Consider the following 23,581-nt stretch of genomic DNA (forward strand, 5'->3'; position numbering starts at 1 on the left):
CGGCAGGGCCGTACGGGCCCGGAGCACCGGCGGCTCCCGCGGAACCGGGACCTGTGAAACCGGGCGTACCGGGAGAACCGGGCGCACCGGCGGAGGGAGCGGGCGGCACCGGCGGCAGATAGGCCGTCTCGTCGGCGGCACCGGGTCCGGTACCGGCGGACGCGGGGCCGTAGCCCGGCCCTGCGGCACCCGCATGGCCGGACGGGCCGCCGAAGCCCGCGTCCGCACTACCGGGGAGCGGACCGTAGCCCGGCCCGGTACCGCCGGACGCGGGACCGTAACCCGCACCCGTACCACCGGACGGCGGGCCGAAGCCGCCGACACCGGCCGCGGGGTCCGCCGGGGGGACCGGGGGCATCAGTGCCGTCTCCTCCGCCGGGCCGGGGCCGGGCGGGGGCGGGCCGCCGAGCGGGGGGACGCCCGGCTGGTACTGGGTGTCCCAGGTCTCGCCCTGCCAGGTCTGCGCGGGCTGCTGCTGGTGCTGCGGGGCCTGCGGGTAGCCGTAACCGGGCGGAGCGGGTGTCTGCGGGGCGCCGTAACCCCCCGGGGCCTGCGGATAGCCGTAGCCCGGCGCGGGCGGCTGCTGGGGGTAGCCGTAGCCGTCGCCGCGGTACGCGTCGTACGGCCGGCCCTCCTCCCCTCCGGCGCGGCGCTGTCCGTACGGGTCGTTCGGGTCGTACGGATACTGCTGGTCGCTGCTCATGCTGTCCGGGTTCACCCTCCTGCGAAGGGCGGCAGCACCTCGACCGTGCCGTCCTCCGCAAGCCGTACGGTCTGATGGTCACGCTTCCCGACGGGCTCGCCGTCGACGAGGAACGAGCAGCTCTTGAGCACCCGGGTCAGTTCGCCCGGGTGGCGTTCGCGCACCGCGTCCAGCGCCTCGGCCAGCGTCCTCGCCGCGTACGGCTCCTCCGCGGTCCCGGCCGCCGCCCTGGCCGCGGCCCAGTAGCGGATGGTCCCCGCCGGCATGCGCAGCTCCCCTCGTCGCCGTCTCGTCGTCGTCTCGTCGTCGTATGCGTCCTCCGTGGGCCTCCATCATGGGCCATCGGCGGCGGCCGCACGGTCCGTGAGCCAGACCGCGAGGCGCTCCAGCAGCGCGTCACCGGCGGCGTTCTCGGCATGGCCCATGCCCGGTTCCAGCCACAGCTCGGCCGGGCCGGCCTCGGCGAGCATCCGGGGGTGGTCGACGGGGAAGTACGGATCCCGGTCGCCGTGCACGATCAGCAGCGGAACGGGCGCGATCAGCGGAACCGCCTCCACCGGGGAGAGCGGTACGGGGTCCCAGCGGCGGTCGTGGATCCGGGTGCCGAGCCCGACGCGGCCCACGGCCCGGCCGAGGGGATGGGAGATCATCCACTGCACCCGGCGCATCGGGGGCGTACCCCGGTAGTACCAGCGCGCGGGAGCACTGACGGCGGCCACGGCATCCGTTCGTGCCTCCGCGCGCCCCCCGCGTCCGGCGGAGTGCAGGGCCGCATGGCGGAGCACCACCGAGCCGCCCATCGAGAAGCCGACGGTGGCGATCCGCGAATGCCCCAGGGACCTGGCCCAGGTGATCGCGGCGGCCAGGTCGAGAACCTCCCGGTCGCCCAGGGTGGAACGGCCGCCGGAGCGGCCGTGACCACGGAAGGAGAAGGTCACGACGGCCGCGTGGGCGGCGAAGGCACCGGCCGCGCGGCGGACGCCGGGACGGTCGGCGGAGCCCGTGAAACCGTGCGCCACGACGATCGCGGGCCCGGGTCCCGGGGGGCCGCCGGAGGCGCCCGGCCGGGCGTCACCCTCCGGAACCGGACGGCGACACGGTTGATAAACCGCCTCAATACGGACACCATCGGAGGTCCGGAGCTGCGCGCGCCGGACCCCGGACGTGACCGGATCGACGTCCACACTGTGAAATCGGCCCTCTGGCTCGGAGCGCATGTGGGCTATTGTGCTGGGAATGAGGATCCGGGCGACGCAGCCCCCGGGTCCTTTTGCGTTTCCGGCCTGTTGTTACGAGCAGGTGAACCGGCAGGCCGCCGGAGCCGCACCACCGCGTCCTCGCAGGGACCGAGGAGGAACCGACGTCATGGACGAGCGAACCTCGTACGACCGCAGTACCGGCGGGGCCGACCGCAGTACCGGCGGGGCGAACCTGCCCGGCGTGACGAACCGCCCCGGCGCGGCCGGCCGGCCGGCCGGAGCGCCCGGCGCGGGAGCGGGTGGGGCGCGATGAGCTCGCTGCTGCTGCTGACGAACGCCCTCCAGCCCTCGACGGAGGTACTGCCCGCGCTCGGGCTGCTGCTGCACAACGTCCGGGTGGCCCCGGCCGAGGGCCCGGCGCTGGTGGACACCCCCGGCGCCGATGTGATCCTGATCGACGGGCGCCGCGATCTGCCGCAGGTGCGGTCGCTCTGCCAGCTGCTGCGCTCGACCGGTCCCGGCTGTCCCCTGGTGCTGGTGGTGACGGAGGGCGGGCTGGCCGCGGTCACCGCGGACTGGGGCATCGACGACGTCCTGCTCGACACCGCGGGCCCGGCGGAGGTCGAGGCCCGGCTGCGGCTGGCGCTGGGCCGGGCCCAGGCCGGTGCCGACGACTCCCCCATGGAGATCCGCAACGGCGATCTGTCGGTCGACGAGGCGACGTACAGCGCGAAGCTGAAGGGCCGGGTCCTGGACCTCACCTTCAAGGAGTTCGAGCTGCTGAAGTATCTGGCGCAGCACCCGGGCCGGGTCTTCACCCGCGCCCAGCTGCTCCAGGAGGTCTGGGGCTACGACTACTTCGGCGGTACGCGGACGGTCGACGTCCATGTGCGGCGGCTGCGGGCGAAGCTCGGGCCGGAGCACGAGTCGCTCATCGGCACCGTACGGAACGTGGGCTACCGCTTCGTGGCACCGGAGAAGGTGGAGCGCGAGGCGGCGGCCGCGGCGAAGAAGGAGTCCGCCGGGGAGCGGGCCGGGGGCCGGGCGGACACCCGGGCCAAGCCGCGGGCCGGCGCCACGGCCGGTACCGGAGAGTAACCACCGGGCCGTACCGACCGGGTCCGTCCGGCCTGTGAGATACCCCGGACGACCTGCCCAGAAGGGGGTCACCCCGCGTAGACTGCCGCGCGTGGCCAAGGTGACGCGGGACGACGTTGCGCGACTGGCGGGGACTTCGACCGCCGTCGTCAGTTACGTCATCAACAACGGACCCCGGCCGGTCGCCCCGGCCACCCGCGAGCGCGTCCTCGCCGCCATCAAGGAGCTGGGCTACCGCCCGGACCGGGTCGCCCAGGCGATGGCCTCGCGCCGTACCGATCTCATAGGGATGGTCGTCCCCGACGCCCGCCAGCCCTTCTTCGCGGAGATGGCGCACGCGGTCGAACAGGCCGCCGCCGAGCGCGGGAAGATGGTCCTCGTCGGCAACTCGGACTACCGCCGCGAGCGCGAGGTCCACTATCTGCGGGCGTTCCTCGGCATGCGGGTCTCCGGGCTGATCCTGGTCAGCCAGGGCCTGACGGAGAGCGCGGCCGCCGAGATCGAGGCATGGGAGGCGCGGGTCGTGCTGCTGCACGAGCGCCCCGAGGCCATCGACGACGTCGCGGTCGTCACCGACGACATCGGCGGCGCCCAGCTCGCCACCCGCCATCTGCTGGAACACGGCCACGCGTACGTCGCCTGCCTCGGCGGCCCCGACGACACCCCGCCCGTCGGCGACCCGGTCACCGACCATGTCGAGGGCTGGCGGCGGGCGATGCTGGAGTCCGGGCGCTCGGTGGAGGGCCGGCTCTTCCAGGCGCCGTTCAACCGGTACGACGCGTACCAGGTCGCGCTGAAGCTGCTGTCCGGTCCCGACCGGCCGCCCGCGATCTTCTGCTCGACGGACGACCAGGCCATCGGCGTGCTGCGGGCGGCGCGGGAGCTGCGGATCGACGTACCGGGCGAGCTGGCGGTGGCCGGGTTCGACGACGTCAAGGAAGCGCATCTGACCGACCCGCCGCTGACGACGGTCGCCTCCGACCGCCCGGCGATGGCGCGGGCGGCGGTCGACCTGGTCCTGGACGACAGCCTGCGGGTCCCGGGCTCGCGCCGCGACCGGGTCCGCCAGTTCCCCTCCGGGCTGGTCATCCGCCGCTCCTGCGGCTGCGCGTAGCCCTGGGGGCGGGCGGGAACGGCAGCGAGCCGCGGGGAGACGAGTTCACCGGCGCCGACCGTGCCGGCCTCCAGGACCCGGAATCAGGCTGCGGCGGGCAGCTCGGTGCGCGTACGCCGGATCAGGTCGGCCACCTCGGGCTGCCCCTTCCAGGGGGCGAGGGCACGAGTCACGTCGTGGAGGTAGCTGTGGGCCCCGCCCGGCATGAGCCCCCCAACCGGCCGGGCGGGGCCGTCATGATGCGTCGCCCCTCTCAGGGCGTCCCGTTCCTCGTGGTCCTGATGGCTTCCGCGATCTGCTCCGCCGCGTCCGCCGGGACCATGCCCACGTTGACGTAGGACTTCCCCGAGTGGGTGACCACGGGGCGCAGGCTGCTCCAGAACGTCTCAGGGAGTCCGATCGCAGCCATGGAGGTCCGTATCGCCTCCGTCGCGTCAACGGCCTTTGAGCGGGCATCACGCCATGTCTGCATCTCCATGAGCGCTCAGTGCCCTTCAGGATGACGACGGATGTAGACGTTGCAGTCGGACACCGTGGTCCAGTCGTTCCCGGCACGGGCCCAATCGCGCACGTTGGCCAGCTCGGCGCATCCCGCACACCCCTCGACAGGGTCCGGATCCCGTTCCAGCCGTAAAGGCAGTTCGACCGGGGCCACGCTGTAGCGCGTGGGTTCGCTAGTCATGCCAACTGACGCTAGAGACCTCCCCGACCAGCAACCATGGCAGTTCCGTCCGCGATCGGCAGGAAGTGCCACGAGGCGTCACACGGGCAGCCCCACAGTGTCCGCCAGAGACCGCATCTCCCCCGTCAGGCTCCGTCGACGGGCCACGATCCGCCCGAGGATGTCACGGGCGTACCGCTGGTTCGGCAGCCATTCCGGGGCTGCGTCACGGATGCCCGCCAAGGTGTCGACGGCCTGCCCGTACTGCCGTGTCCTGGCGTACGCGTCGGCCACGTCGAGCAGGTGACGATTGCGGTTGTTCGATGTGGCCCGGAAGCCCGTCGCCGGGATCTTCGCGGCCAGCTTGAGCACCAGATCCGGCCGGTCCAGAACCATGGCGTTCTCGGTCCGCTTCAGGGTCACCGTGACCGGGCCGAACCTCCGCAGGAAATCGTCACCGGGGGTGAACTCCCGCCCCAGGGCTGCTGCGGCGGAGTGAGCGAGCCTCAGCGCGCCCTCAGCCTCTTCCGCGCGGTTGTCCCGTACAGCGGCAGCCGACAGGCGCAGCAGCAGCCACCCCCATGCGCTGAGTTCCTCCGGGGTGGCCCGGGAGAGCCGGGGTTCCGTGTCGTCGGCCCATCGGGCGGCCAACTCCCTTGCCTCCCCGAGCTTGCCTTGCCTCAGCAGCAGCCAGCACATCGTGTTGACCGTCGCCGCCCCTTGCACGTGGTCCGCCGAACCGTCCAGAGCGGCCCTCAAGCACCACTCAGCCGCTTCGAACTGCCGCGTCTGCGTCAGAAGCCAGCCGGTGAGCTGCAACAGGCGCACACGGACGGCACGTCCTCCGGGGTCGAGCTGCGCCACGATGTCGGCGTCCCGCAGCAGTGCGGGCAGGACCGCCCGCAATTCGGCGAACCGGTCGCTGGAGAAGAGGGGTACAGCGGCCCTGAGCGCATACCGCACGCCGTCCAGGGTCGGCGGCTCATCCAGCTCGGCAGCACCCACCAACGGGGCCGTCAGCGCTGCCCGGACCGTTGCCCACTGGTCAAGGGTGGCAGCGCTCGCCCCGTCCTCAGCCGACTCCGCCACCAGGCGCATCGTGGGCACCCCGAGCGAGGCAGCGAGTCTCCGCACTGTCTCCAGTCGCGTGTCCTGCCGCTCGCCCTGTTCCAGCTTGCGGATCAACGACACGGACACACCGGACTCACGGGCGAGTTCCTGTTGGGTCATCCCCCGGCGCTTGCGTACATTCCTGAGCTGTTCACCCAAGTTGGCAGGCATATCGCGAGAGTACGCCCGTGCACACAGAGCCGCAGGGGACCGCCCACCACCAGGGGTGGACGGTCCTGAGGCCTCGGCTCCCGCCCGCCCCCCCGGCCGCATCCGCCCGAGCCCACTGCCGAGTCGCCGCCCGGCACCCCGGCCGTCCGATCCCTAGCCCCGGTCCATGAAGCTCCGGCGCAGTTCCTCCAGGATCCGGACCGCGTCGTCCAGGTCCGCCTTGCGGGAGCGGGCGATCGCCGTTGTCAGGCGGGCGATCGCCTCGTCGCGGCGTTCCAGGCCGTTGCCCTCGATGAGGGCCGCGATCCGGACCGCCTCCGCGCGCGGGGCCTCGGCGGCCTTGCCGCCCTCCTCGTATGCGGCGATTGCCGCCTCCGCCTCGGTGAGGGCCTCCGGGAAGCGCTCCGCCCCGGCCAGGACGCGGGCCCGGCGGTAGTGGGTGCTGCCCCGTTCGTACCAGGCGGTGAGACCGTCGGCGGACGCGGCGGCCACGATGTCGTCGGCGCGGGCCAGATGGGCCAGCGCCGCGTCCAGGCCCTCGTCGCCCCGGGACTCCACGGTCAGACGGGCGAACTCCCGCAGCATCTCGGTCATCAGGGGCGGGTTCGGCGCCTCCGCGTGGGCGGTGAAGGCCCGTTCGTAGGCCGTGGCCGCCGCGTCCCAGCGGTCCGCCAGTGCCAGCGTGACGGCCGTCTCGCCCGCCACCAGGGTCTGGATCGGGCGGTCGTCCTCCCATCCGGCGACGGCGTCCGCCAGCAGCAGGAACTCCTCGGCCGCCGGCCGGAACTCGCCCAGCTCCCGCAGGCCGCGGGCGAGGTTCAGCCGGGCCTGGGCGAGCACCCGCTCGTCGAGCGCGGCACCGTCGGTACCGTCGGCGCCGGTGAGTACGGATTCCAGTACGGCGACGGCCTCGTCCGGACGGCCGGACTCCGTCAGCACCTCGGCCAGCTGGAGCCGGACCGCCGCGGCCTCGTCGTGTTCGGTGTCCCGGTCGTGCCGGGCGGCCGCCTCGGAGAGATGGCGTACCGCGCCGCCGTGGTCACCGAGGTGGGACACGGCATGTCCGAGCAGCGTGTACGCCCCGGCGAAGGCGAACTCGTGGTCGCCGTAGCGGGCGGCGTCGCTGATGGCGCGGTGCACCAGCTCGGCGGCCTCCTCGTAGCGCCCGTCCGCCATCAGGCCCTGGGCGAGCTGGAGCCGCGGCCGGCCCGCGCGCCAGGGGCGGTCGGAGGCGGCCACATCCTCCAGCGCGGCCCGCAGCTCCTTCTCCGCGCGGGCGGTGTCGCCGGTCCTGGCGGCCACATCGGCCAGGAACTGGCGGGCGTTGGCGATCTGGTGGGGCAGCGACAGCCGCTCCGCCTCGGCCCGGAGGGTGCCGGTGTGCTCCTCCAGCTTCGCGACGGCTTCCCCGCCGGGCTCCGGGAGCTGCTGCGCGGCCGCCCGGTACGCGGTGAAGGCCAGGCAGAACAGCACGCCGCCGTAGCAGAGGGTGCGCTCGACGGCCGCGTCGGCGCCGAGGAAACCCTCCGCTTCGGCGGGGTTCCCGCCCGTCAGCGGGACCCGGTCCCGTACGACCGCCGCTTCCTGGACGAGCTGTTCCATTTCCGCGACCCGGTCGGAGCCGTCGTCCGGCCCTTCGGCGCCGGCCGTGTCCCGCGGACCCCAGGTGATCACCCGGGCCCGGGTGCTCAGCGCCTGCCAGTGCAGGCCCAGGTCCTCGTACAGCCCGGCCGCCCGCTCCAGCTCCACGACGGCTTCGGTGTCGGCGCCGTCCCGCAGCAGCCGGTTGGCGCGGTGTTCGGCGAGTTCCGCGTGCAGCAGCTCCACCGGGCCGATGCCGTCGTCGTGCGGGGTGTTCCCGCCCGCGGCCAGCCGCTCGGCGACCAGGGTCCACAGCCCGTCGGCCGCGGGATGGCCGGCGGCGTCCTGTCGGCGGGCCTCGCGCACCAGACCGGCGAAGCCGGCCGGTACGGCGGGCGCCTCCACGGGCACCGGCGGTGCGGCGGCGCGGGCGACGGCGGTCCGCAGGCCGAGCGGCAGCGGCTCGTCGAGCAGGGGGCTCCGGTCGAGCCGGTTGCGCCGCCGGTCGCCGACCGCGGTGGTGCCGTTGCGGGCGTCGAAGGCGGCGGCCAGCCGGTCGGCCTCGGTACGGACCTCGGCAAGGAGCTCCGCCACGGTCCAGTTCCGGCCGGGCGGACCCGCGACGGCGGTGGCGCCGTGCCCGTCGGCGGCGAGCCGGGCGAGCAGCAGCTCGGTGCCGGTGAGGAAGCCCAGCCGGGACAGCGGGGCTCCGGCCGCCTCGAACAGCGGGCGGTTCTCCGCGAGGATCTCCAGTCCGCGGCCCTCGTTCCGGGACAGCGCGCAGAACTCCAGGTGCAGGCCGATCTCCTCCAGCATCCCGGTCTTCCCGCGGATCTGCCGGTAGCCGCTGAGGTGGTGGGAGCGGGCCTCGTCGGCGCGGCCGGTGCGCAGCAGCGGCAGCAGGGCGAGCGCCCGGGTCATCGCGGGCTCCTCGGTGCACTCGGCGCTGCCGTCCAGGACCGGCCGCCAGCTTTCGAGGGCTCCGGTGTCGTCGCCGGTGAGCAGCCGGTGGGCGCCGAGGCGGCGGAGTTCGCACGGTCCGCAGTCGCTGTATTCGGTACGGGGGCGGGTGGCCCAGAGGTCGTACGCGTCGTCCGTACCGGTACCGGTGTGGGCGGCGATCCGGTATCGGGCGGCGGCCACCGGCTGGAGACCGTGCCCGGCGGCGGTGAAGCGTTCCCGCGTCTGTGCGACCCAGGCGTCGACGGTGGCCAGCGGCACTTCGGGGACCTGGAGCAGGGAGAGGGCGACCCAGAAGGACCGGTGGTGGATCTGGGCGGCCTCCCATTCGCTGAACTCGTCGGGGGCGCTCTCCCAGAGCTTGAGCAGCCGGGCGAAGGCGACGGGCGACTTGCGGTGCTCGCCGGTGACGTCGTACGCCGTCATGAGCTCCATCAGGGCGGTGACGAGGACATCGGGCTTCTCGAATGCCCCGGCGGCCTCGACGAGTTCCTCGGCGGTGATGGTGCGCTGGAGTCCATGGGGTCTGCCGTTGTTCTCGCGCAGCGCCTCGACCACGGCCTCGGGGGTGTCCAGCATCTAGATGTCCTTCCGGGGCTCGGAGCCGGGTGCCGCCGTGCCGGGGTGGTGCATGGCGTGGGTGAGGAGGCCGGTGAAGGCCCGGGTGAGCAGGGCGTTTTCGCTTGCCCTCAGGGGCCGGCGGCTGAGCAGCAGGGCCTGGCCGTAGAGGGCTTCGGCGGTGGTGACCGCGAGGCCGCGTTCGGTGATCGTCACGGCCTGCCGTACCAGCGGGTTGAGATGGTTGAGCACGAGCTGGGCGGGCGGGGTCTCCTGGCGGAGCGAGCCGAGGATGTCGGCCCACAGTCCGTCGCTGTCGGCGGCCAGTCCGGACCGGGTCCGCTCATGGCGCGCTTCCCGGTTGTCGATGAGCAGGACGGGCGCGGTGACGGGCTGGAAGTCGCGCAGGACGACATCGCAGTCATGGGCGCCGACGGTCTCCCGGGCGACGGAGAGGAAGGCGGCGGCACGCAGTTCGACGGCCGGGTCCACGCCGTCGAGATGGGCGGTGACGGTGTGCGGGTCGAGGTCGGCGACGGCGGTGCCGGGCCTGATCTCGGGCAGCCGGTGCACCAGGTCGCGGTCGTAGGTGTAGCCGCCGTTGACGACGCCCATGCCGACGGCGGACGCGATGGGCGCGACCTGCCGGAACTCCTCCACGCTGCGGGTGACGAGGACGGTGGCGTGGGTCCTGGTGAAGACCTCCAGGGTGACCTGGCCGTCCGTGGTCTCGAACGGCAGCCACGGCAGCACGATGCGCAGCAGTTCGTCGTCGTAGCGGGCGAGCGCCTTGACCGCGAGATGGTGGACGTCGATGAAACGGTGCAGCAGGGCGGGGTCGCGGGCGGCGAGCCCGGTGAGCCAGTCGCGGATCCGCTCGCCGAGGGCGTCCCGTACGGCGGAGAGGGTGCCGTCCTCGTACAGGGCCTCCCGGGACGCGGTGGGCCGCAGGCTGGTGGTGTCGATGACGCAGCGGACGAAGAACGCCCATTCGGGGAGCAGCTCCGGCGCCTGGTCGGTGAGGAGCATGCCCTTGAGATGGACCCGGTGGCCCGCGTGCCGGCCGGGGACGACGGCCGTGGGCAGGACGTAGGCGACACCGCGCAGTCCGGCGGCGGGGAGGTCCAGCTCGATGGTGTCGAGCGGGGTGAAGTCGAAGAGTTCGCGGCAGTGGGCGGTCAGGGCCTCGCGGCGGGCCAGCGGGGAGGCGTGCGACCGGTCCCAGGGCGGGGTGTCGTCGATCCGGTGGGTTTCGCCGCGCGTATCGGTGACGGTGACCTGGTAGGGCAGCAGGGTGCCGTAGTGCCGGGCCAGCGAGACGACCCGCTCGGGGGTGGTCCACTCGGCGTTGTCGGCGCGGGGCACGAGCCGGACGGTGGTGCCGGGCTCCGGGACGGCGGACGCGGGCAGGGTACGGATGGTGTAGCGGCCGTCGGCGTGGCCGCGCCACTCCACGGCGGGCGCGGCGGGGTCGGCGGCGGAGCGGCTGAGCACGGTGATCTCGTCGGCGACGACGAAGCAGGCGAGCAGCCCGATGCCGAACTGGCCGATGAAGTCGCCGCGGTCGGCTTCGAGTCCGGCGCCGTCGATACCGCCGCCGGACGTGCGCTTGGAGCTGCGTCCGATGGTGGCGAGGAAGCGGTGGACATCGGCCTCGGTGAGCCCGATGCCGGTGTCCGTGACGGTGAGGGTGTCGCCGGTGCGGACGGTGATGGCGGCGGGTGCGCCGGGGGTCGCCCGCTGCCGGGCGGTGATGGCGTCCACGGCGTTCTGGAGGAGTTCGCGGAGGTAGACGCGGGGGCTGGAGTAGAGGTGGTGGGAGAGCAGGTCGACCAGGCCGCGCAGGTCGACCTGGAAGGTGTGGGACGTCTGGGAGTCGGTCACCTGTGCAGTGTCTTTCCGTGAATCGGGGCGTCGTGGGGTGTCTCGCGGCGGCTGCCGGAAGGGGGCCGGGGTGACGGCGCGCGGCAGCGGTTCCGTACCCCGGCGGATTCCGGTACGGGTACGGGCGGGCGCACCAAGCGCACCGGACGCACCAGGCGCACCGGGGACACCGGAGCGTCCGCGGCAGGAGGCGGTGCGGGGGGCGGGTACGGCGCGGTGCGGCGCGGCGCGGGCCCGGTCAGCGTCCGGCTGCCGAGCGCATCCTCTTGTAGGCGCCCACGGGGTCGCTGCCGTCCAGGTAGTACCAGGGGGATTCCGTGACGCGCCCCTCGGTCGCCGCGAAGGCCTCCCGGGCCTCCTCCGGGGACTCGGTCAGCGAGAAGGCCATGGCGAAGGAGTTGAGCACGTCGACACCGGGGCCCTCGGGGTCGAAGTCGGGGTGCCGGTAGGAGTGGTCCGCGGCCTCGTTCAGGGAGGCCGTCACCCCGGGACTCATGATGTACGCGTTGTCCGCGCCGCGTTCGAGGTGGAGCCACTGCTCGATGTGCGCGTCGGCGACCAGTCCGCCGAGCCACGTCCCGGCGGGGGCCTCGAGGGCCGCCGTCCGCGCGAACTCGTGCATGGCCTCGTGGGAGCCGCCCCACTTCTCGCAGACCTGCTGAAGGTGGGACGTGTGCACACCGAAGTGGTGCGGATCGCGCCGGGTCGCCGCCTCGAAGCGGCGGTGGGCCACGGTCTGCCCCACCTGGAGGGCGCGTCCGGTGGTCAGCAGGCCGTGCCAGGGCGCGACCCAGTCCGGTTCGCGCTCCGCCGCCTCGAACAGCCACTCCTCGCCGATGGCCAGCCGGGCATGGAAAGTCTCGAACTGCTTGCGCGACACATCCTTGGCGCGGGCGCTGGTCCGGGCCTCCCAGCCCCAGCTGATCTGGCGGAAACCGCCGACGACCCGGGGCAGTGCCGCGTCGGGCTCGGCCTCGATGACCTCCGGGATCCACCGCTCGACGCCCGCGGTGTCGGAGACGGCCCGGATCAGCCGGGACCGTCCGTCGTTCTCGGCCCGCCCCAGGACCATCTGCCGGACGAGGTCCCAGTCGGCGGCGGCCGCGGCTTCGCGCACCACCGGCAGCTCGGGATCGTCGTAGTCCTTGACCAGCCGGGCGGGCGCTCTGCCCGTCAGTTTCCCCAGCGTCCGGCTCATGGCCCGGAGCACCGCCATGCTTCCCCACCCCTTGTCGTACGTGACCGACGGAGCGGTTGTCGATCACGCCCCCTCGTGGAGGTAGTGACTATCACGGTTGTCCGACAATCACCCACTTCTTTGGCCGGTGATCATCGGTCGGCGGCCCTCCCGCCGGGTGCGGGCGCCGTCCTTATACCGGGCATACGGAACTCTGCCTCCGTTCTCAGCGCGGGCTCAGATCCTTCTCAGACTCGCCGGGGACAGTCGGTGACATGAGCGACCAGTACCGTGACGACGCCCCGCACTCCGTACCCCCGCCGCCTCCGTACGCCCCCTGGCCCGCACCGCCGGAGCCGCAGTCCGAGCCCGGAACGCGGGCGCGGGCCCGGAAGAAGGCCCGGGGGTCCATCGCCCTGATGGTCGCCGTGGCCATCGGGGCCGCGACCGTCGGCGGGGCCGCCTCCGCCGTGGTGGGACAGCTCACCGACGACCGGACCGGCCGGGCCGCGAGCAGCGTCACCGGGACCAATGTCTCCACCGCCCGGTCCGCCGGGAGCGTCGCCGGGGTCGTGGACGCGGTCGCCCCCAGCACCGTGGAGATCCGCGCCCAGGGCGGCAACGGGCAGTCGACCGGATCCGGCGTGATCATCTCCTCCGACGGGGAGGTCGTCACCAATGCCCATGTGCTGGGCGGCGCGAAGACGGCACAGGTCCGGCTGAGCGACGGCAAGACGTACCCCGCCGATGTCGTCGGGACCGCCCCCGACCAGGACCTCGCCCTGGTGAAGCTGCGCGGCGCGAGCGGGCTCAAGGCCGCGGAGCTCGGGGACTCCGGCAGTCTGCGGGTCGGCGACCAGGTCGTCGCCATCGGTTCGCCCGAGGGGCTGACCGGCACTGTGACCAGCGGAATCGTCTCCGCGCTCGACCGGGACGTGACCGTCGCCAAGGAGTCCGAGCAGCCCCGCGGGTCCGACAGCGGCTGGCCCTTCGAGTTCGGCGGCCGCCAGTTCAACGGGGACACCGGCGCGACCACGACCACGTACAAGGCCATCCAGACGGACGCCCCCCTCAACCCCGGCAACTCCGGCGGTGCCCTGATCGATATGCAGGGGCGGATCGTCGGCATCAACTCGGCCATGTACGCGCCGGGCAACGGCAGCGGGTCGGCGGCCGGCAGCGTCGGCCTCGGGTTCGCGATCCCCGTCGACACGGTGAAGAGCACGCTCGCCGAGCTGCGCGCGGGCACGGGCTCGGGTACGGGTGTCTAGCCCGGCGGGGCGGCCCGGAGCGGCCGGGCCGGGCGCCGGGCCGGGGGCTCCCGAGGCTCCCGGTGCTCCCGGGCCCGGCGCGGCGCCCGCCCCGGGCGGTGCCCCGGCCGGCGCGGGCGGCGACGGGCCCGGCGGCGCGGCCGCCCCCGCCCCCTGGCCCCTCCCGGGGCGGCGCGACGCCGAGGCCCTTTTCGGGGGCGGACCGTGCGAGGCTTCTGATATGACCGAGAGCCGCGACCAGAACCCGTACGCCGACCGCGTACTGATCGTCGACGACGAGCCCGCCGTGCGCGACGCGCTGAAGCGGAGCCTGGCCTTCGAGGGGTACGACACCGAGGTCGCCGTGGACGGGCTGGACGCGCTCGCCAAAGCGGAGTCGTACGGACCCGATCTGATCGTCCTCGATATCCAGATGCCCCGGATGGACGGGCTGACCGCGGCCCGCCGGATCCGGGCGGGCGGCTCCACCGTGCCGATCCTGATGCTGACCGCCCGGGACACCGTCGGCGACCGGGTCACCGGCCTGGACGCGGGCGCCGACGACTATCTGGTGAAGCCGTTCGAGCTGGACGAGCTGTTCGCACGGATCCGGGCGCTGCTGCGCCGTAGCGCGTACGCCTCCCCCGTACCGCTCGACTACGCCCTCGACGAGCCCGGCGACGTCCTGGAGTTCGGCGATCTGTCGATGAACCTCAGCACCCGCGAGGTGTACCGCGGCGACCGCCCGGTCGAGCTGACCCGTACCGAGTTCACCCTGCTGGAGCTGCTGCTGACGCACCCCCGGCAGGTCCTCACCCGGGAGCAGATCCTCAAGGCGGTCTGGGGCTTCGACTTCGAGCCCAGCTCCAATTCGCTCGATGTGTACGTGATGTACCTGCGGCGCAAGACGGAGGCGGCCGGGGAGCCGCGGATCGTCCACACCGTACGCGGGGTGGGCTATGTGCTGCGGGGCGCCGGGGGCGACGGGTGACGCACCACCCCGGGACGGCACAGCACCCCGCTCCGCCCCCGATGCCCGCCCGGCCCCCCAGGGGCCCGCGCGGGCCGGCCGGGCTGGTCCACCGCTTCCGCCGGCTTCCGCTGCGCTCCCGGATCGCCCTGCTGGTCGCCACGGCGGTCGCCGCCGCGGTCGCCGCGGTCGCGGTGGTCTCCTGGGCGCTGACCCGGAGCCAGCTGAACGCCGAGATGGACCGGTCGCTGGAGAACACCCGGGCGGCCCAGGAGAACGTCGTGGACGCGCTGAACAAGTGCGCCCGGGTCGGCAGCGACACGGTCATCAAGTCGAAGGTCCCGAAGTCGTTCGCCTACACCCAGATGGTCGCGCCGGACGGCTCGCGCTGTGTCGCGGCCTGGAGCCAGCCGGTGAAGGTGACCGGCCTCGACGTCGATGTCGCCAACAGGCGGATCGAGAGCGCCCTTCACGACAGTGTCACGGACAGCGGGCAGAAGGTCCGGGTGCACACCACCCTGCTGGAGCTGCCGAGCGGCGATATCGCGGTCTCCGTCTCCCGCCCCCTCGACGAGATCGACACCTCCCTCAACCGGCTGGCACTGATGCTCACCGGACTGGCGGGCCTCGGGGTGCTGGGCGCGGGCGCGGCCGGGCTCTGGGTGGCGCGGACCGGGCTCCAGCCCGTGGACCGGCTCACCGACGCGGTGGAACATGTGGCGCGCACCGAGGACCTGGGGGTACGGATCCCCGCCGACGGCGACGACGAGATCGCCCGGCTCTCCCGCTCCTTCAACGCGATGACGGAGGCGCTGGCGTCCTCCCGGGACCGGCAGGCCCGGCTGATCGCCGACGCCGGTCATGAACTCCGTACCCCGCTGACCTCGCTGCGGACCAATATCGACCTGCTGGCCCGGAGCGAGCGCACCGGCCGGGCGATCCCGCCCGCCGACCGGCAGGCGCTGCTGGCCAGTGTGCAGGCCCAGATGACGGAGCTGGCGGCGCTGATCGGCGATCTCCAGGAGCTGTCGCGGCCGGACGGGCCGCAGGACGGCGACCGGCCGCTGAAGGTCGTCGCCCTCCACGAGATCGCGGCCACCGCGCTGGGCCGGGCCCGGCTGCGCGGCCCGGAGCTGGTCTTCGCCGAGGACCTGGCGCCCTGGTACGTACGGGCGGATCCGGCCGCGCTGGAGCGGGCGCTGGTCAATGTCATGGACAACGCGGTGAAGTTCTCGCCGCCCGGCGGCACGGTCGAGGTACGGCTGCGCGACGGCAAGCTGACCGTACGGGACCACGGCCCCGGGATTCCGGCGGACGAACTGCCGCATGTCTTCGACCGGTTCTGGCGCTCCCCGTCGGCCCGGGCGCTGCCGGGCTCCGGGCTCGGCCTGTCGATCGTGGCCAGGACCGTCCGGGCGGCGGGCGGCGATGTGGCGCTCCGCCCGGCGCCGGGCGGCGGCACGATCGCCGCGCTCCGCCTCCCGGGCGCGGCCGCACCGCCACCGGGCACGCCGGGCGCCTCCGGCGAGGGGTGAGGGGGCCGGTCACCCCGCGGGGCCGGAGCGGCACCCGGCCCCGTGCTTGGCCCGTGCCTGATCCGGGCGCCGCGCCCGGACCGGCCGCCCCGCGGCCGCCCCGCGGCCGGTTCGCCCGCCCGGTACGCCGGAGGGGCGGCGGGCCGTCCGGCCCGCCGCCCCCCCCTCGTCACCGCTGCGCCGAAGCGTTACTTCACAACGGTGATCCGGCCGGTCGCCGGGGGCGCCAGCGGCGCCGCCGCGCTGGAGTTCGCGCCCAGGTAGCCGATGAACACATCCAGGTCGGACGCGCCGACGAGCTTGTTGGTGTGCTCCTTCAGCACCGAGAAGCCGTCACCGCCGCCCGCCAGGAACTCGTTCATCGCGACCCGGTAGGTCTTCGCCGGGTCGATCGGCTCGCCGTTCAGCTTCACCGAGTCCGTGACGATCCGGTCCGCGCCGGTCTTCGTCAGGTCGAGGGTGTACGTGAAGCCCTTCGACACCTGGAGGATCTTCGGTGCCACCTGGTTGGAGCCGCTGACCTGCTGGCGGAGCGCCGTCAGCAACTGCGCGCCGGTCAGGTCGACCACGTTCATCATGTTGGTGAACGGCTGGACCGTGAAGGCCTCGCCGTAGGTCACCACCCCGTCGCCCTCGGCGCCGGACGCCTTGTGGACCAGAGGCGCGCGGATACCGCCCGGGTTCATCAGCGCGAGCTGCGCGCCGCCCTTGTCGGCCGGGGAGAGCGCGGCGAGCTGGGCGTCGGCGATCAGATTGCCCAGCGGGCGCTCCTCCGCCGACATCGGGTTGTCGATGTCCGCCGCGATATGGCCGACGGTCCGGTTCGCGATCGGCCCGGCCAGGGTGTTCCACCGGTCGATCAGCGCGGTCATGTCCGGGGCCTTGGGCACGTCACGGGTGACGACGTGGTTGGTGGCCCCGACCGAGGTGCGGACGATGTCCTTGGTGCGCCGGTCGTAGGTGAGGGTGGTCTCGGTGTACAGCCGCCCGGCGGAGGCCGCCGAGGTGACGGTGCGCGGCTTGCCCGCCGGGTCCGGGATGGTGCAGGCGTACGCCTGGTGGGTGTGGCCGGTGACCAGGGCGTCGACCTGCGGGCTGACGTTCTTCGCGATATCGGCGATCGGGCCGGAGATACCGTCGCCGGGGCCCGGGCTGTCGCAGTTGTAGTTGTACGAGTTGGAGGCCGGGAAGCCGCCCTCGTGCAGCAGCGCGACGATCGACTTGACGCCCTTGCGCTCCAGGATCTTCGCGTACTTGTTGATCGACTGGACCTCGTCGTTGAACTTCAGGCCCTTGATGCCCTCGGCGTTGACGATGTCCGGGGTGCCCTCCAGGGTCACACCGATAAAGCCGATCTTCACGCCGTTGCGCTCCCAGATGAAATACGGGTCCAGCAGCGGCCGACCCGACTTCTCGTGGGTGACATTGGCGGTCAGATAGGGGAATTCGGCGCCCTTGAACTTCTTGCCCGGCTCGAAACAGCCCGCGGTGGGGTGGCAGCCGCCGTTCTGGATCCGGCCCAGCTCCTTGGCGCCCTCGTCGAACTCGTGGTTGCCGACGGAGGAGACGTCCAGGTCGAGCTTGTTCAGCGCCTCGATGGACGGCTCGTCGTGGAAGAGCCCCGAGAGCATCGGGGTGGCGCCGATCAGATCGCCCGCGGCGGCGGTGACCGTGTACCGCTTGCCCTTGCGGGCCTCGCGCAGATGGGTGGCCAGGTATTCGGCGCCGCCCGCGTCAATGGTGCTGGTGGTGCCGTCCGGGTTGGTCCGGGTCACCCGGCCGCCGGAGCCCGACGGGGGCTGGAGGTGGCCGTGGAAGTCGTTGAAGGAGAGCAACTGGACGTCGACCGTACGGCCGTGGCCGTGCCCCTTGCCGCCCTTGTCCGCCCGGTCCTGCTCATGGGCGCCCGCCGTACCCGGCAGCGCCGCGAGCAGCGCGCCGACGGTGGTCAGTCCGGCGACGGCACCCAGCAGCCTGCGGTTGCGGCGGCTGCGGTGGGCGCGGGCCGGTCCGTTGAGGGCCCGGGAGCCCTCCGGCTCCTGGCGGCTCGTTCTCTGCGGAGTGGCTGACATCTTTCCCTGGTTTCCCCTCGGTCGGCGCGACTGCGGCGAAGGTTGCCCCGGCAGCCTAGGGTCAACGCGCGTAGCGCGACAGAGGGGTGAGGGTCACAACTCGGCCATCGCGCTCCCGCGATCAACCTCCCCGCCCTTTGTGTGGTCATTTCCACCGATGACCAGTCGGCAGCACCAGCAAGGAGCAGGCATGACGGTGGCGAAGAGGGCGGCGGCGACGGGGGCGGGGACCGCGGCGGCAGGGCCGGAAGGGACGGCCGGACGGCGGGGCGGGGGCCTTGCCGGGGGCCGTGGGAGAACCTTCCGTACGGGCGCGATCGCCCTGGTCGCGGGGGCGGTGACGGCCGGTGTGCTGGCCGCCCCGGCACAGGCCCGGGAGGGGGCGGCCCCGGCCGACCGGGCCCGGCACGCCGCCACTCAGCAGGCGATCGAGGCCATCGTGGCGCAGGGGACGCCCGGGGTGACCGTCGCCGCGACCGACGCCCGCGGCCTGTGGCGGAGCGCGGCGGGCACCGGCGATCTGCGGACCGGCAAGAAGCGGGGGGCGAACGACCTCTTCCGGACCGCGTCCATCACCAAGACCTTCGTCGCCACGGTCCTGCTCCAGATGGAAGCGGAAGGAAAGCTGAGCCTCGACGACACCGTCGACAAATGGCTCCCCGGCCTGGTCCGGGGCAACGGCAACGACGGCCGGAAGATCACCGTACGGCAGCTCCTCAACCACACCAGCGGGATCTTCAACTACACCTCGGACCCCGACTACGCCCGGAAGTACCTCCTCGAAGAGGGCTTTCTGAAGCACCGGTACGACAATGTGCCCCCGGAGTACCACGTCCGGGTCGCCCTGGCGCACCGGCCGGACTTCGAGCCCGGCACCCAGCAGTCGTACTCCAACACCGGCTATGTCCTGGCCGCCCTGATCATCGAGAAGGCGGGCGGGCGGACCTACGAGACGGAGATCAAAAAGCGGATCATCAACCCGCTGAAGCTGCGCTCCACCTCCAACCCCGGCAACACCGTGCACCTGCCGCAGCCGAGCAGCCGCGCCTACTCCACGCTCTCCCTGGACCCGAACGCCACCAGGATCCACGATGTCACCGAGATCCACGGCTCCCAGGGCTGGGGCGACGGCGACCTCACCACCAGCGCCGCCGACCTCAACCGCTTCTTCAGCGCCCTGCTGCGCGGAAAGCTGCTGCCGCCGAAGCAGCTGGCCGCCATGAAGACCACCACGGGCGAGGACTACGGGCTCGGGATCTACAAGACCGCGACGAGCTGCGGAAAGACGCTGTGGGGCCACAGCGGCGGCGCGCCGGGCTCCCTCTCCGACGCCCTGACCACCGAGGACGGCCGCCACCAGCTCGCGTTCAACGTCAACGGGGACTGGAAGGCGACCCAGGAGCAGTTCACCGCGGTCGTCGAGGCGGAGTTCTGCGGCAAGGCGCCGGGGACCGTACCGCCCGCCGCCGCGAAGCAGGCGCCGGCCGGGAAGGTCCCCGGGGCGGCCGCCCGTAGCGCCGTGACGAACAGGGGCTGACCGGTATGCCGAAGACCCCGGGCATATCCACCACGCCCACCGCCCACCGCCGCACCACCCCGCACCGCCCGGCCCGCCCCCGCGGGCAGGGCCGGGACACCGCCCGGCGCCACCGGCTCCGGGCCACCACGGTCGCGCTGGTCAGCGGCGCTCTGGCGGCCACGGCCCTCGCCGGGCCCGCCCATGCCCGGAGCGGCCCGGCGGGCGGCGGCCACCATCCCGCCACCCGGGCGGCGCTGGCGGCCGTGGTGGCGGGCGGTATGCCCGGGGTCACGGCCGCCGCCACCGACCGGGACGGCACCCGGCGCGGCGCGGCGGGCATCGGCGACCGGCGGACCAACGCCCCGCGGGGTGCCGACGACCGGTTCCGGATCGCCTCCATCACCAAGACCTTCGTGGCCACGGTCCTGCTCCAGATGGAAGCGGAAGGAAAGCTGAGCCTCGACGACACCGTCGACAAATGGCTTCCCGGAGTGGTCCGGGGCAACGGCAACGACGGCCGGAAGATCACCGTACGGCAGCTCCTCAACCACACCAGCGGGATCCACGACTTCCTCCACGACCCCGCCTACGCCGCCAAGTACGCCTCCCACGACGGCTTTCTCAAGCACCGCTACGACTACCGCAGCCCCTGGGTGGCGGTCGTCGCCGCGATGCGCCACACGCCCCAGCCGCCGGGCGTCCGGCACTCGTACTCCAACACCAACTATGTGCTGGCGGGCCTGATCCTCCAGAAGGCGGGCGGCCGGACGTACGAGACGGAGGTACGGAAGCGGATCATCGAGCCGCTGGGACTCCGGGCCACCAGCAACCCCGGCAACAGCAGCCGGATGCCGCGGCCGGGCAGCCGGGCGTACTCCACCCTGGGCGTGCCGTCGGGCAAGGTCTACGACGTCACCTTCCAGAACGCCTCCCAGACCTGGGCCGAGGGCGACATGATCTCCAGCGCGGCCGACCTCAACCGCTTCTTCGGCGCCCTGCTGCGCGGAGAGCTGCTGCCGCCGCGGCAGTTGGCCGCCATGAAGACGCTGGTACCGGACCCGGACAATCCGGCGGCCGGGCACGGGCTCGGCATCGCGACCTTCAACACCGTCTGCGGACAGACCCTGTGGGGACACACCGGCGGCTGGGTCGGCTCCCTGTCGGTGGCGGTGACCACCGAGGACGGCAGCCATTCCCTGGCGTACAACACCAATGGGGACTGGCCGTCGGAGGAGCTGGGGTCGGTGGTGAACGCGGAGTACTGCGGAACGGGCCCCGCGACCGGCGGCGCCCACGGCCCGGCGGCGACGGCGGTGCCGGGTCCGGTCACCGGGCCGAGCGGGGGGTGGTGGCGCTGAGGACCGCGGGGGCAGCCGGTGCCGCGGCCGGCGCGGTGGCCGCCCGTACGCCGTAACCGGTCCCGCCCACCGCGGTCCGGCGTCAGCCGGTCCCGGTGGGCGCCCCGGGCTCCGGGCCCGCGCACTCCGCCGGATCCCCGTCCTCCGGCGGGCCGTCCGCCGCCGCGGGGACCACCCGCAGCGTGGACATCAGCTCGTCCGCCAGCCCGGTCACCTTCTCCGTCTGGGCCATATTGCGCCAGGTGAAGGAGGCGAGCACCAGGCTTCTGACCCCCGGTGGCAGCACCGCGTAGGTGAGGGAGCCGGTGTCCTGCCGCCAGAGTCCGAGGAGCTGCCGGGTCCGGACCTGCGAGCGGACCCGGACGGCGGGCCCGGCGGGCAGATCCGGATAGGTGACCTCGGGAACGGCCGCCTTGCCCGGGACCGACCGGTCGAGCAGCAGCGCACGTGCCTCGTCGAGCCCGGGCCGCGGCGGACCGGCCCCCTCCTCGTCCGTGTCCTCGCTCCCGGCCTCGTCCGCATCCTCTTTCGCGTCGGGGCCGCCGTCCGTACCGGCCGCGACGGGGTCGGACCAGATATCGAGACAGGTGTCGATCACAAAGTCGGCGAGCGCCTCGCCGGTGCCGGAGTAGAAGGCCGCCGCCATGACGGGCGCACCGGCGTTGAGCGCGGCGGCCCGGTCGGCCACATCGTCGAAAAGGGCCTTCTCCTCGATCCGCAGCCCGCGCGGACCGTAGAGTTCCACGGTCCGCCGGGCCAGTGCCTCCGCCTCGGTGCGCGCACCCGTGGCCAGCGTCAGATCGACCCATCCGGGGCCGAGTTCGACGCAGCACACGAGGTCTTCGACCGGGGGAGCTTCCTCGTCCTGTGCGGTCACCCCCCGTTCCTACCAGAGGGCACCGCGCGCTGTTCGCGGTTGTGCGATTCAGGGCCGGGACCGGTGGGGTTCCCGGGGAATCCGGGGCCCATGAAGGGCCCGGGCGCGGGTGGTTCACGGCGCTTCGGCGGCTGATGTCAGCGGATATCGGGTGATGTCGTCGGAGTACGGGGACTGTCGCCAGGTATCGGCAGATGTCCCGGAGGCGCGGGCGGGCCGCGGCACCGGACACCGGCGGGGCACCCGGCGGCCACCGGCCGCCCGCCCACCCCGCCACCCCGCCACCCCGCCACCCCGCCACCCCGCCACTCCGCCGCTCCGCCGCTCCGCCGCTCCGCCGCTCCGCCGGAAACCGTCCCGTGCCCGCCCCGCCGTAGGCTTCCCCCATGACGACAGACGCAGTGTTCCCGGAGTCCGGACGGCGGATCGAGAGCCTCGACGCCCTCACCCCCGAGCGGGCCGAAGCCGTCCTCGCCCTGCTCGACGCGGCCGCGGCGGCCGACGGAACACAGGCCGTCTCGGAGCAGGGACGGCTCCAACTGCGCGGCGGCAGGCGGGAGGGCGTACGGCATCTGCTGCTCAGCCACGAGGGCGAGCTGGTCGGGTACGCACAGCTGGAGGACACCGACCCGGTCGAGGCACCCGCCGCCGAACTCGTCGTCCACCCGTCCCACCGGGGGCGCGGCCACGGCCGGGCGCTGGGCAGCGCCCTGCTCGCCGCCTCGGGCAAGCGGCTGCGGGTCTGGGCGCACGGCGGCAAGTCCGCGGCCCGCCATCTGGCACAGGTCCTCGGGCTGACGCTCTTCCGCGAACTGCGGCAGATGCGCCGCCCGCTGGCCTCCCCCGACGCCCCGGGCCGGGTGCCCGCGGAGCTTCCGGAGCCGGTGCTGCCGGCCGGGGTCACCGTCCGTACCTTCGTCCCCGGCGAGGACGACACGGCCTGGCTCGCGGTGAACGCGGCCGCCTTCGCCCACCACCCCGAGCAGGGCTCGCTCACCCAGCGCGACCTGGACGACCGGAAGCGCGAGCCGTGGTTCGACCCGCGGGGCTTCTTCCTCGCCGAGCGCGACGGCGAGCTGATCGGCTTCCACTGGACGAAGGTGCACGCCGCCGAGCAGATCGGTGAGGTGTACGTGGTCGGGGTGCGGCCCGACGCCCAGGGCGGCGGCCTCGGCGGGGTCCTCACCACGATCGGGCTGCGCCATCTGGCCGCCGAGGGGCTGCCGACGGCGATGCTGTACGTCGACGCCGACAACACGGCGGCGGTCCGGGTCTACGAGCGGCTCGGCTTCCGCACCCATGAGGTGGACCTGATGTACCGCACGGAGTCGTAGGTCGTCTCTTTCGGATCTTCCCGGGCTCGCGTGCCTCCCCCGGCTACCGCTGGGGGTGCCCCCAGGCACCGCGACACGCATACGGCCCCGGCGGCCACCCCTGGAGCACGGCGCGCACCGGCCCCGGCGGCCGTACGCCGGGGCGCGCGCCCGGAGCCGTACCCCGGTGTCCGTCGGCACGCACCCGTACACAGCCCGTACCCGCCTGTCCGCGCCCCTCCGCCTTCCTGCCGTGTCCGCAGCGGCAGCGGCCGGAGCCGTACCGTCACCCGAACGCCGCATCGCTCCCGGACGGACCGGGAAACGGCCCCGGCCCTTCCCCGGGGCGGCGGGCGGGCCGGGCCCGGGAAGCCGCCTGCCGCCGCCCCACCGGCGGTGACCTGCGTTCCGTCCGCGATTCCGGGACGTCATGTCCTCGTTACCGGGCATTCAGACGGCCCTGGGACCCTC

At 73.4% G+C, this 23,581-nt stretch carries 18 protein-coding genes; 8 read left to right on the top strand and 10 right to left on the bottom strand.

From position 1 onward, the window contains the following. Window positions 1-714 precede the first annotated feature (714 nt). A complete protein-coding gene (locus tag ACWDR0_RS11415) occupies window positions 715-969 on the bottom strand; it encodes a MoaD/ThiS family protein (protein ID WP_456351424.1) in 255 nt (84 codons plus the stop codon). A gap of 66 nt (window positions 970-1,035) precedes the next feature. Next, window positions 1,036-1,920, bottom strand: coding sequence for an alpha/beta hydrolase family protein (locus tag ACWDR0_RS11420; RefSeq protein ID WP_456351425.1), 885 nt, complete (start codon window positions 1,918-1,920; stop codon window positions 1,036-1,038). Between the two features lie 291 nt (window positions 1,921-2,211). Between ACWDR0_RS11420 and ACWDR0_RS11425 the strand changes: the two genes are divergently transcribed. Together ACWDR0_RS11425 and ACWDR0_RS11430 are read left to right on the top strand one after the other, a co-directional pair. After that, window positions 2,212-3,000: a response regulator transcription factor gene (locus ACWDR0_RS11425; protein ID WP_456351426.1), complete on the top strand. Its 789-nt coding sequence runs from the start codon at window positions 2,212-2,214 to the stop codon at window positions 2,998-3,000. A gap of 91 nt (window positions 3,001-3,091) precedes the next feature. Continuing rightward, complete coding sequence (locus ACWDR0_RS11430) at window positions 3,092-4,114, top strand: LacI family DNA-binding transcriptional regulator (protein WP_456351427.1); 1,023 nt, start codon at window positions 3,092-3,094, stop codon at window positions 4,112-4,114. A gap of 253 nt (window positions 4,115-4,367) precedes the next feature. Here ACWDR0_RS11430 and ACWDR0_RS11435 read toward each other — a convergent pair whose 3' ends face one another. The 6 genes from ACWDR0_RS11435 to ACWDR0_RS11460 all read right to left on the bottom strand — a co-directional run bounded on the left by ACWDR0_RS11435 (window position 4,368) and on the right by ACWDR0_RS11460 (window position 12,255). Beyond that, window positions 4,368-4,523, bottom strand: coding sequence for an L-seryl-tRNA selenium transferase (locus ACWDR0_RS11435; protein WP_456351428.1), 156 nt, complete (start codon window positions 4,521-4,523; stop codon window positions 4,368-4,370). A gap of 75 nt (window positions 4,524-4,598) precedes the next feature. Beyond that, complete coding sequence (locus ACWDR0_RS11440; RefSeq protein WP_456351429.1) at window positions 4,599-4,796, bottom strand: hypothetical protein; 198 nt, start codon at window positions 4,794-4,796, stop codon at window positions 4,599-4,601. 78 nt (window positions 4,797-4,874) lie between these two features. Next, the gene (locus ACWDR0_RS11445) at window positions 4,875-6,056 is read right to left on the bottom strand and encodes a helix-turn-helix domain-containing protein (RefSeq protein WP_456351430.1); all 1,182 of its coding nucleotides are present in this window, start codon (window positions 6,054-6,056) and stop codon (window positions 4,875-4,877) included. Between the two features lie 153 nt (window positions 6,057-6,209). Beyond that, the gene (locus tag ACWDR0_RS11450; RefSeq protein ID WP_456351431.1) at window positions 6,210-9,176 is read right to left on the bottom strand and encodes a tetratricopeptide repeat protein; all 2,967 of its coding nucleotides are present in this window, start codon (window positions 9,174-9,176) and stop codon (window positions 6,210-6,212) included. Continuing rightward, window positions 9,177-11,039, bottom strand: coding sequence for an HSP90 family protein (locus ACWDR0_RS11455; RefSeq protein WP_456351432.1), 1,863 nt, complete (start codon window positions 11,037-11,039; stop codon window positions 9,177-9,179). It abuts the gene before it with no gap. Window positions 11,040-11,277: 238 nt separating this feature from the next. Next, a complete protein-coding gene (locus tag ACWDR0_RS11460) occupies window positions 11,278-12,255 on the bottom strand; it encodes a hypothetical protein (RefSeq protein WP_456351433.1) in 978 nt (325 codons plus the stop codon). Window positions 12,256-12,491: 236 nt separating this feature from the next. Between ACWDR0_RS11460 and ACWDR0_RS11465 the strand changes: the two genes are divergently transcribed. From ACWDR0_RS11465 to ACWDR0_RS11475, 3 genes are all read left to right on the top strand, one after another. Continuing rightward, window positions 12,492-13,487: a S1C family serine protease gene (locus tag ACWDR0_RS11465; RefSeq protein WP_456351434.1), complete on the top strand. Its 996-nt coding sequence runs from the start codon at window positions 12,492-12,494 to the stop codon at window positions 13,485-13,487. A gap of 220 nt (window positions 13,488-13,707) precedes the next feature. Beyond that, window positions 13,708-14,457 (top strand): response regulator transcription factor, encoded by a 750-nt coding sequence (locus ACWDR0_RS11470; RefSeq protein WP_456351435.1) that lies wholly within the window; start codon window positions 13,708-13,710, stop codon window positions 14,455-14,457. A gap of 41 nt (window positions 14,458-14,498) precedes the next feature. Continuing rightward, the gene (locus tag ACWDR0_RS11475; protein WP_456351464.1) at window positions 14,499-15,971 is read left to right on the top strand and encodes a sensor histidine kinase; all 1,473 of its coding nucleotides are present in this window, start codon (window positions 14,499-14,501) and stop codon (window positions 15,969-15,971) included. A 188-nt stretch (window positions 15,972-16,159) separates the two neighbouring features. On the opposite strand, the gene ACWDR0_RS11480 is transcribed toward ACWDR0_RS11475, so the two are convergent. Then, window positions 16,160-18,043, bottom strand: coding sequence for a bifunctional metallophosphatase/5'-nucleotidase (locus ACWDR0_RS11480; RefSeq protein ID WP_456351436.1), 1,884 nt, complete (start codon window positions 18,041-18,043; stop codon window positions 16,160-16,162). 190 nt (window positions 18,044-18,233) lie between these two features. On the opposite strand from ACWDR0_RS11480, the gene ACWDR0_RS11485 reads away from it, so the two are divergent. Next, a complete protein-coding gene (locus ACWDR0_RS11485; protein WP_456351437.1) occupies window positions 18,234-19,580 on the top strand; it encodes a serine hydrolase domain-containing protein in 1,347 nt (448 codons plus the stop codon). A 5-nt stretch (window positions 19,581-19,585) separates the two neighbouring features. After that, window positions 19,586-20,920, top strand: a complete 1,335-nt coding sequence (locus tag ACWDR0_RS11490) for a serine hydrolase domain-containing protein (protein ID WP_456351438.1) — start codon at window positions 19,586-19,588, stop codon at window positions 20,918-20,920. An 82-nt stretch (window positions 20,921-21,002) separates the two neighbouring features. Here ACWDR0_RS11490 and ACWDR0_RS11495 read toward each other — a convergent pair whose 3' ends face one another. Further along, the gene (locus ACWDR0_RS11495) at window positions 21,003-21,797 is read right to left on the bottom strand and encodes a hypothetical protein (protein WP_456351439.1); all 795 of its coding nucleotides are present in this window, start codon (window positions 21,795-21,797) and stop codon (window positions 21,003-21,005) included. Window positions 21,798-22,183: 386 nt separating this feature from the next. Here ACWDR0_RS11495 and mshD point away from each other — a divergent pair, with 386 nt between their 5' ends. After that, window positions 22,184-23,131, top strand: coding sequence for a mycothiol synthase (gene mshD, locus ACWDR0_RS11500; protein ID WP_456351440.1), 948 nt, complete (start codon window positions 22,184-22,186; stop codon window positions 23,129-23,131). The last annotated feature ends 450 nt before the right edge of the window (window positions 23,132-23,581 follow it).

This window comes from Streptomyces sp. NPDC003691, assembly GCF_053981115.1.

Coding starts and splice junctions, on each gene's coding strand:
- ACWDR0_RS11425 (WP_456351426.1), top strand. CDS start 2,212: ATGAGCTCGCTGCTGCTGCTGACGAACGCCCTCCAGCCCTCGACGGAG.
- ACWDR0_RS11470 (WP_456351435.1), top strand. CDS start 13,708: ATGACCGAGAGCCGCGACCAGAACCCGTACGCCGACCGCGTACTGATC.
- ACWDR0_RS11460 (WP_456351433.1), bottom strand. CDS start 12,255: ATGGCGGTGCTCCGGGCCATGAGCCGGACGCTGGGGAAACTGACGGGC.
- ACWDR0_RS11440 (WP_456351429.1), bottom strand. CDS start 4,796: ATGACTAGCGAACCCACGCGCTACAGCGTGGCCCCGGTCGAACTGCCT.
- mshD (WP_456351440.1), top strand. CDS start 22,184: ATGACGACAGACGCAGTGTTCCCGGAGTCCGGACGGCGGATCGAGAGC.
- ACWDR0_RS11480 (WP_456351436.1), bottom strand. CDS start 18,043: ATGTCAGCCACTCCGCAGAGAACGAGCCGCCAGGAGCCGGAGGGCTCC.
- ACWDR0_RS11445 (WP_456351430.1), bottom strand. CDS start 6,056: ATGCCTGCCAACTTGGGTGAACAGCTCAGGAATGTACGCAAGCGCCGG.
- ACWDR0_RS11490 (WP_456351438.1), top strand. CDS start 19,586: ATGCCGAAGACCCCGGGCATATCCACCACGCCCACCGCCCACCGCCGC.
- ACWDR0_RS11465 (WP_456351434.1), top strand. CDS start 12,492: ATGAGCGACCAGTACCGTGACGACGCCCCGCACTCCGTACCCCCGCCG.
- ACWDR0_RS11475 (WP_456351464.1), top strand. CDS start 14,499: ATGCCCGCCCGGCCCCCCAGGGGCCCGCGCGGGCCGGCCGGGCTGGTC.
- ACWDR0_RS11415 (WP_456351424.1), bottom strand. CDS start 969: ATGCCGGCGGGGACCATCCGCTACTGGGCCGCGGCCAGGGCGGCGGCC.
- ACWDR0_RS11485 (WP_456351437.1), top strand. CDS start 18,234: ATGACGGTGGCGAAGAGGGCGGCGGCGACGGGGGCGGGGACCGCGGCG.
- ACWDR0_RS11420 (WP_456351425.1), bottom strand. CDS start 1,920: ATGCGCTCCGAGCCAGAGGGCCGATTTCACAGTGTGGACGTCGATCCG.
- ACWDR0_RS11450 (WP_456351431.1), bottom strand. CDS start 9,176: ATGCTGGACACCCCCGAGGCCGTGGTCGAGGCGCTGCGCGAGAACAAC.
- ACWDR0_RS11435 (WP_456351428.1), bottom strand. CDS start 4,523: ATGGCTGCGATCGGACTCCCTGAGACGTTCTGGAGCAGCCTGCGCCCC.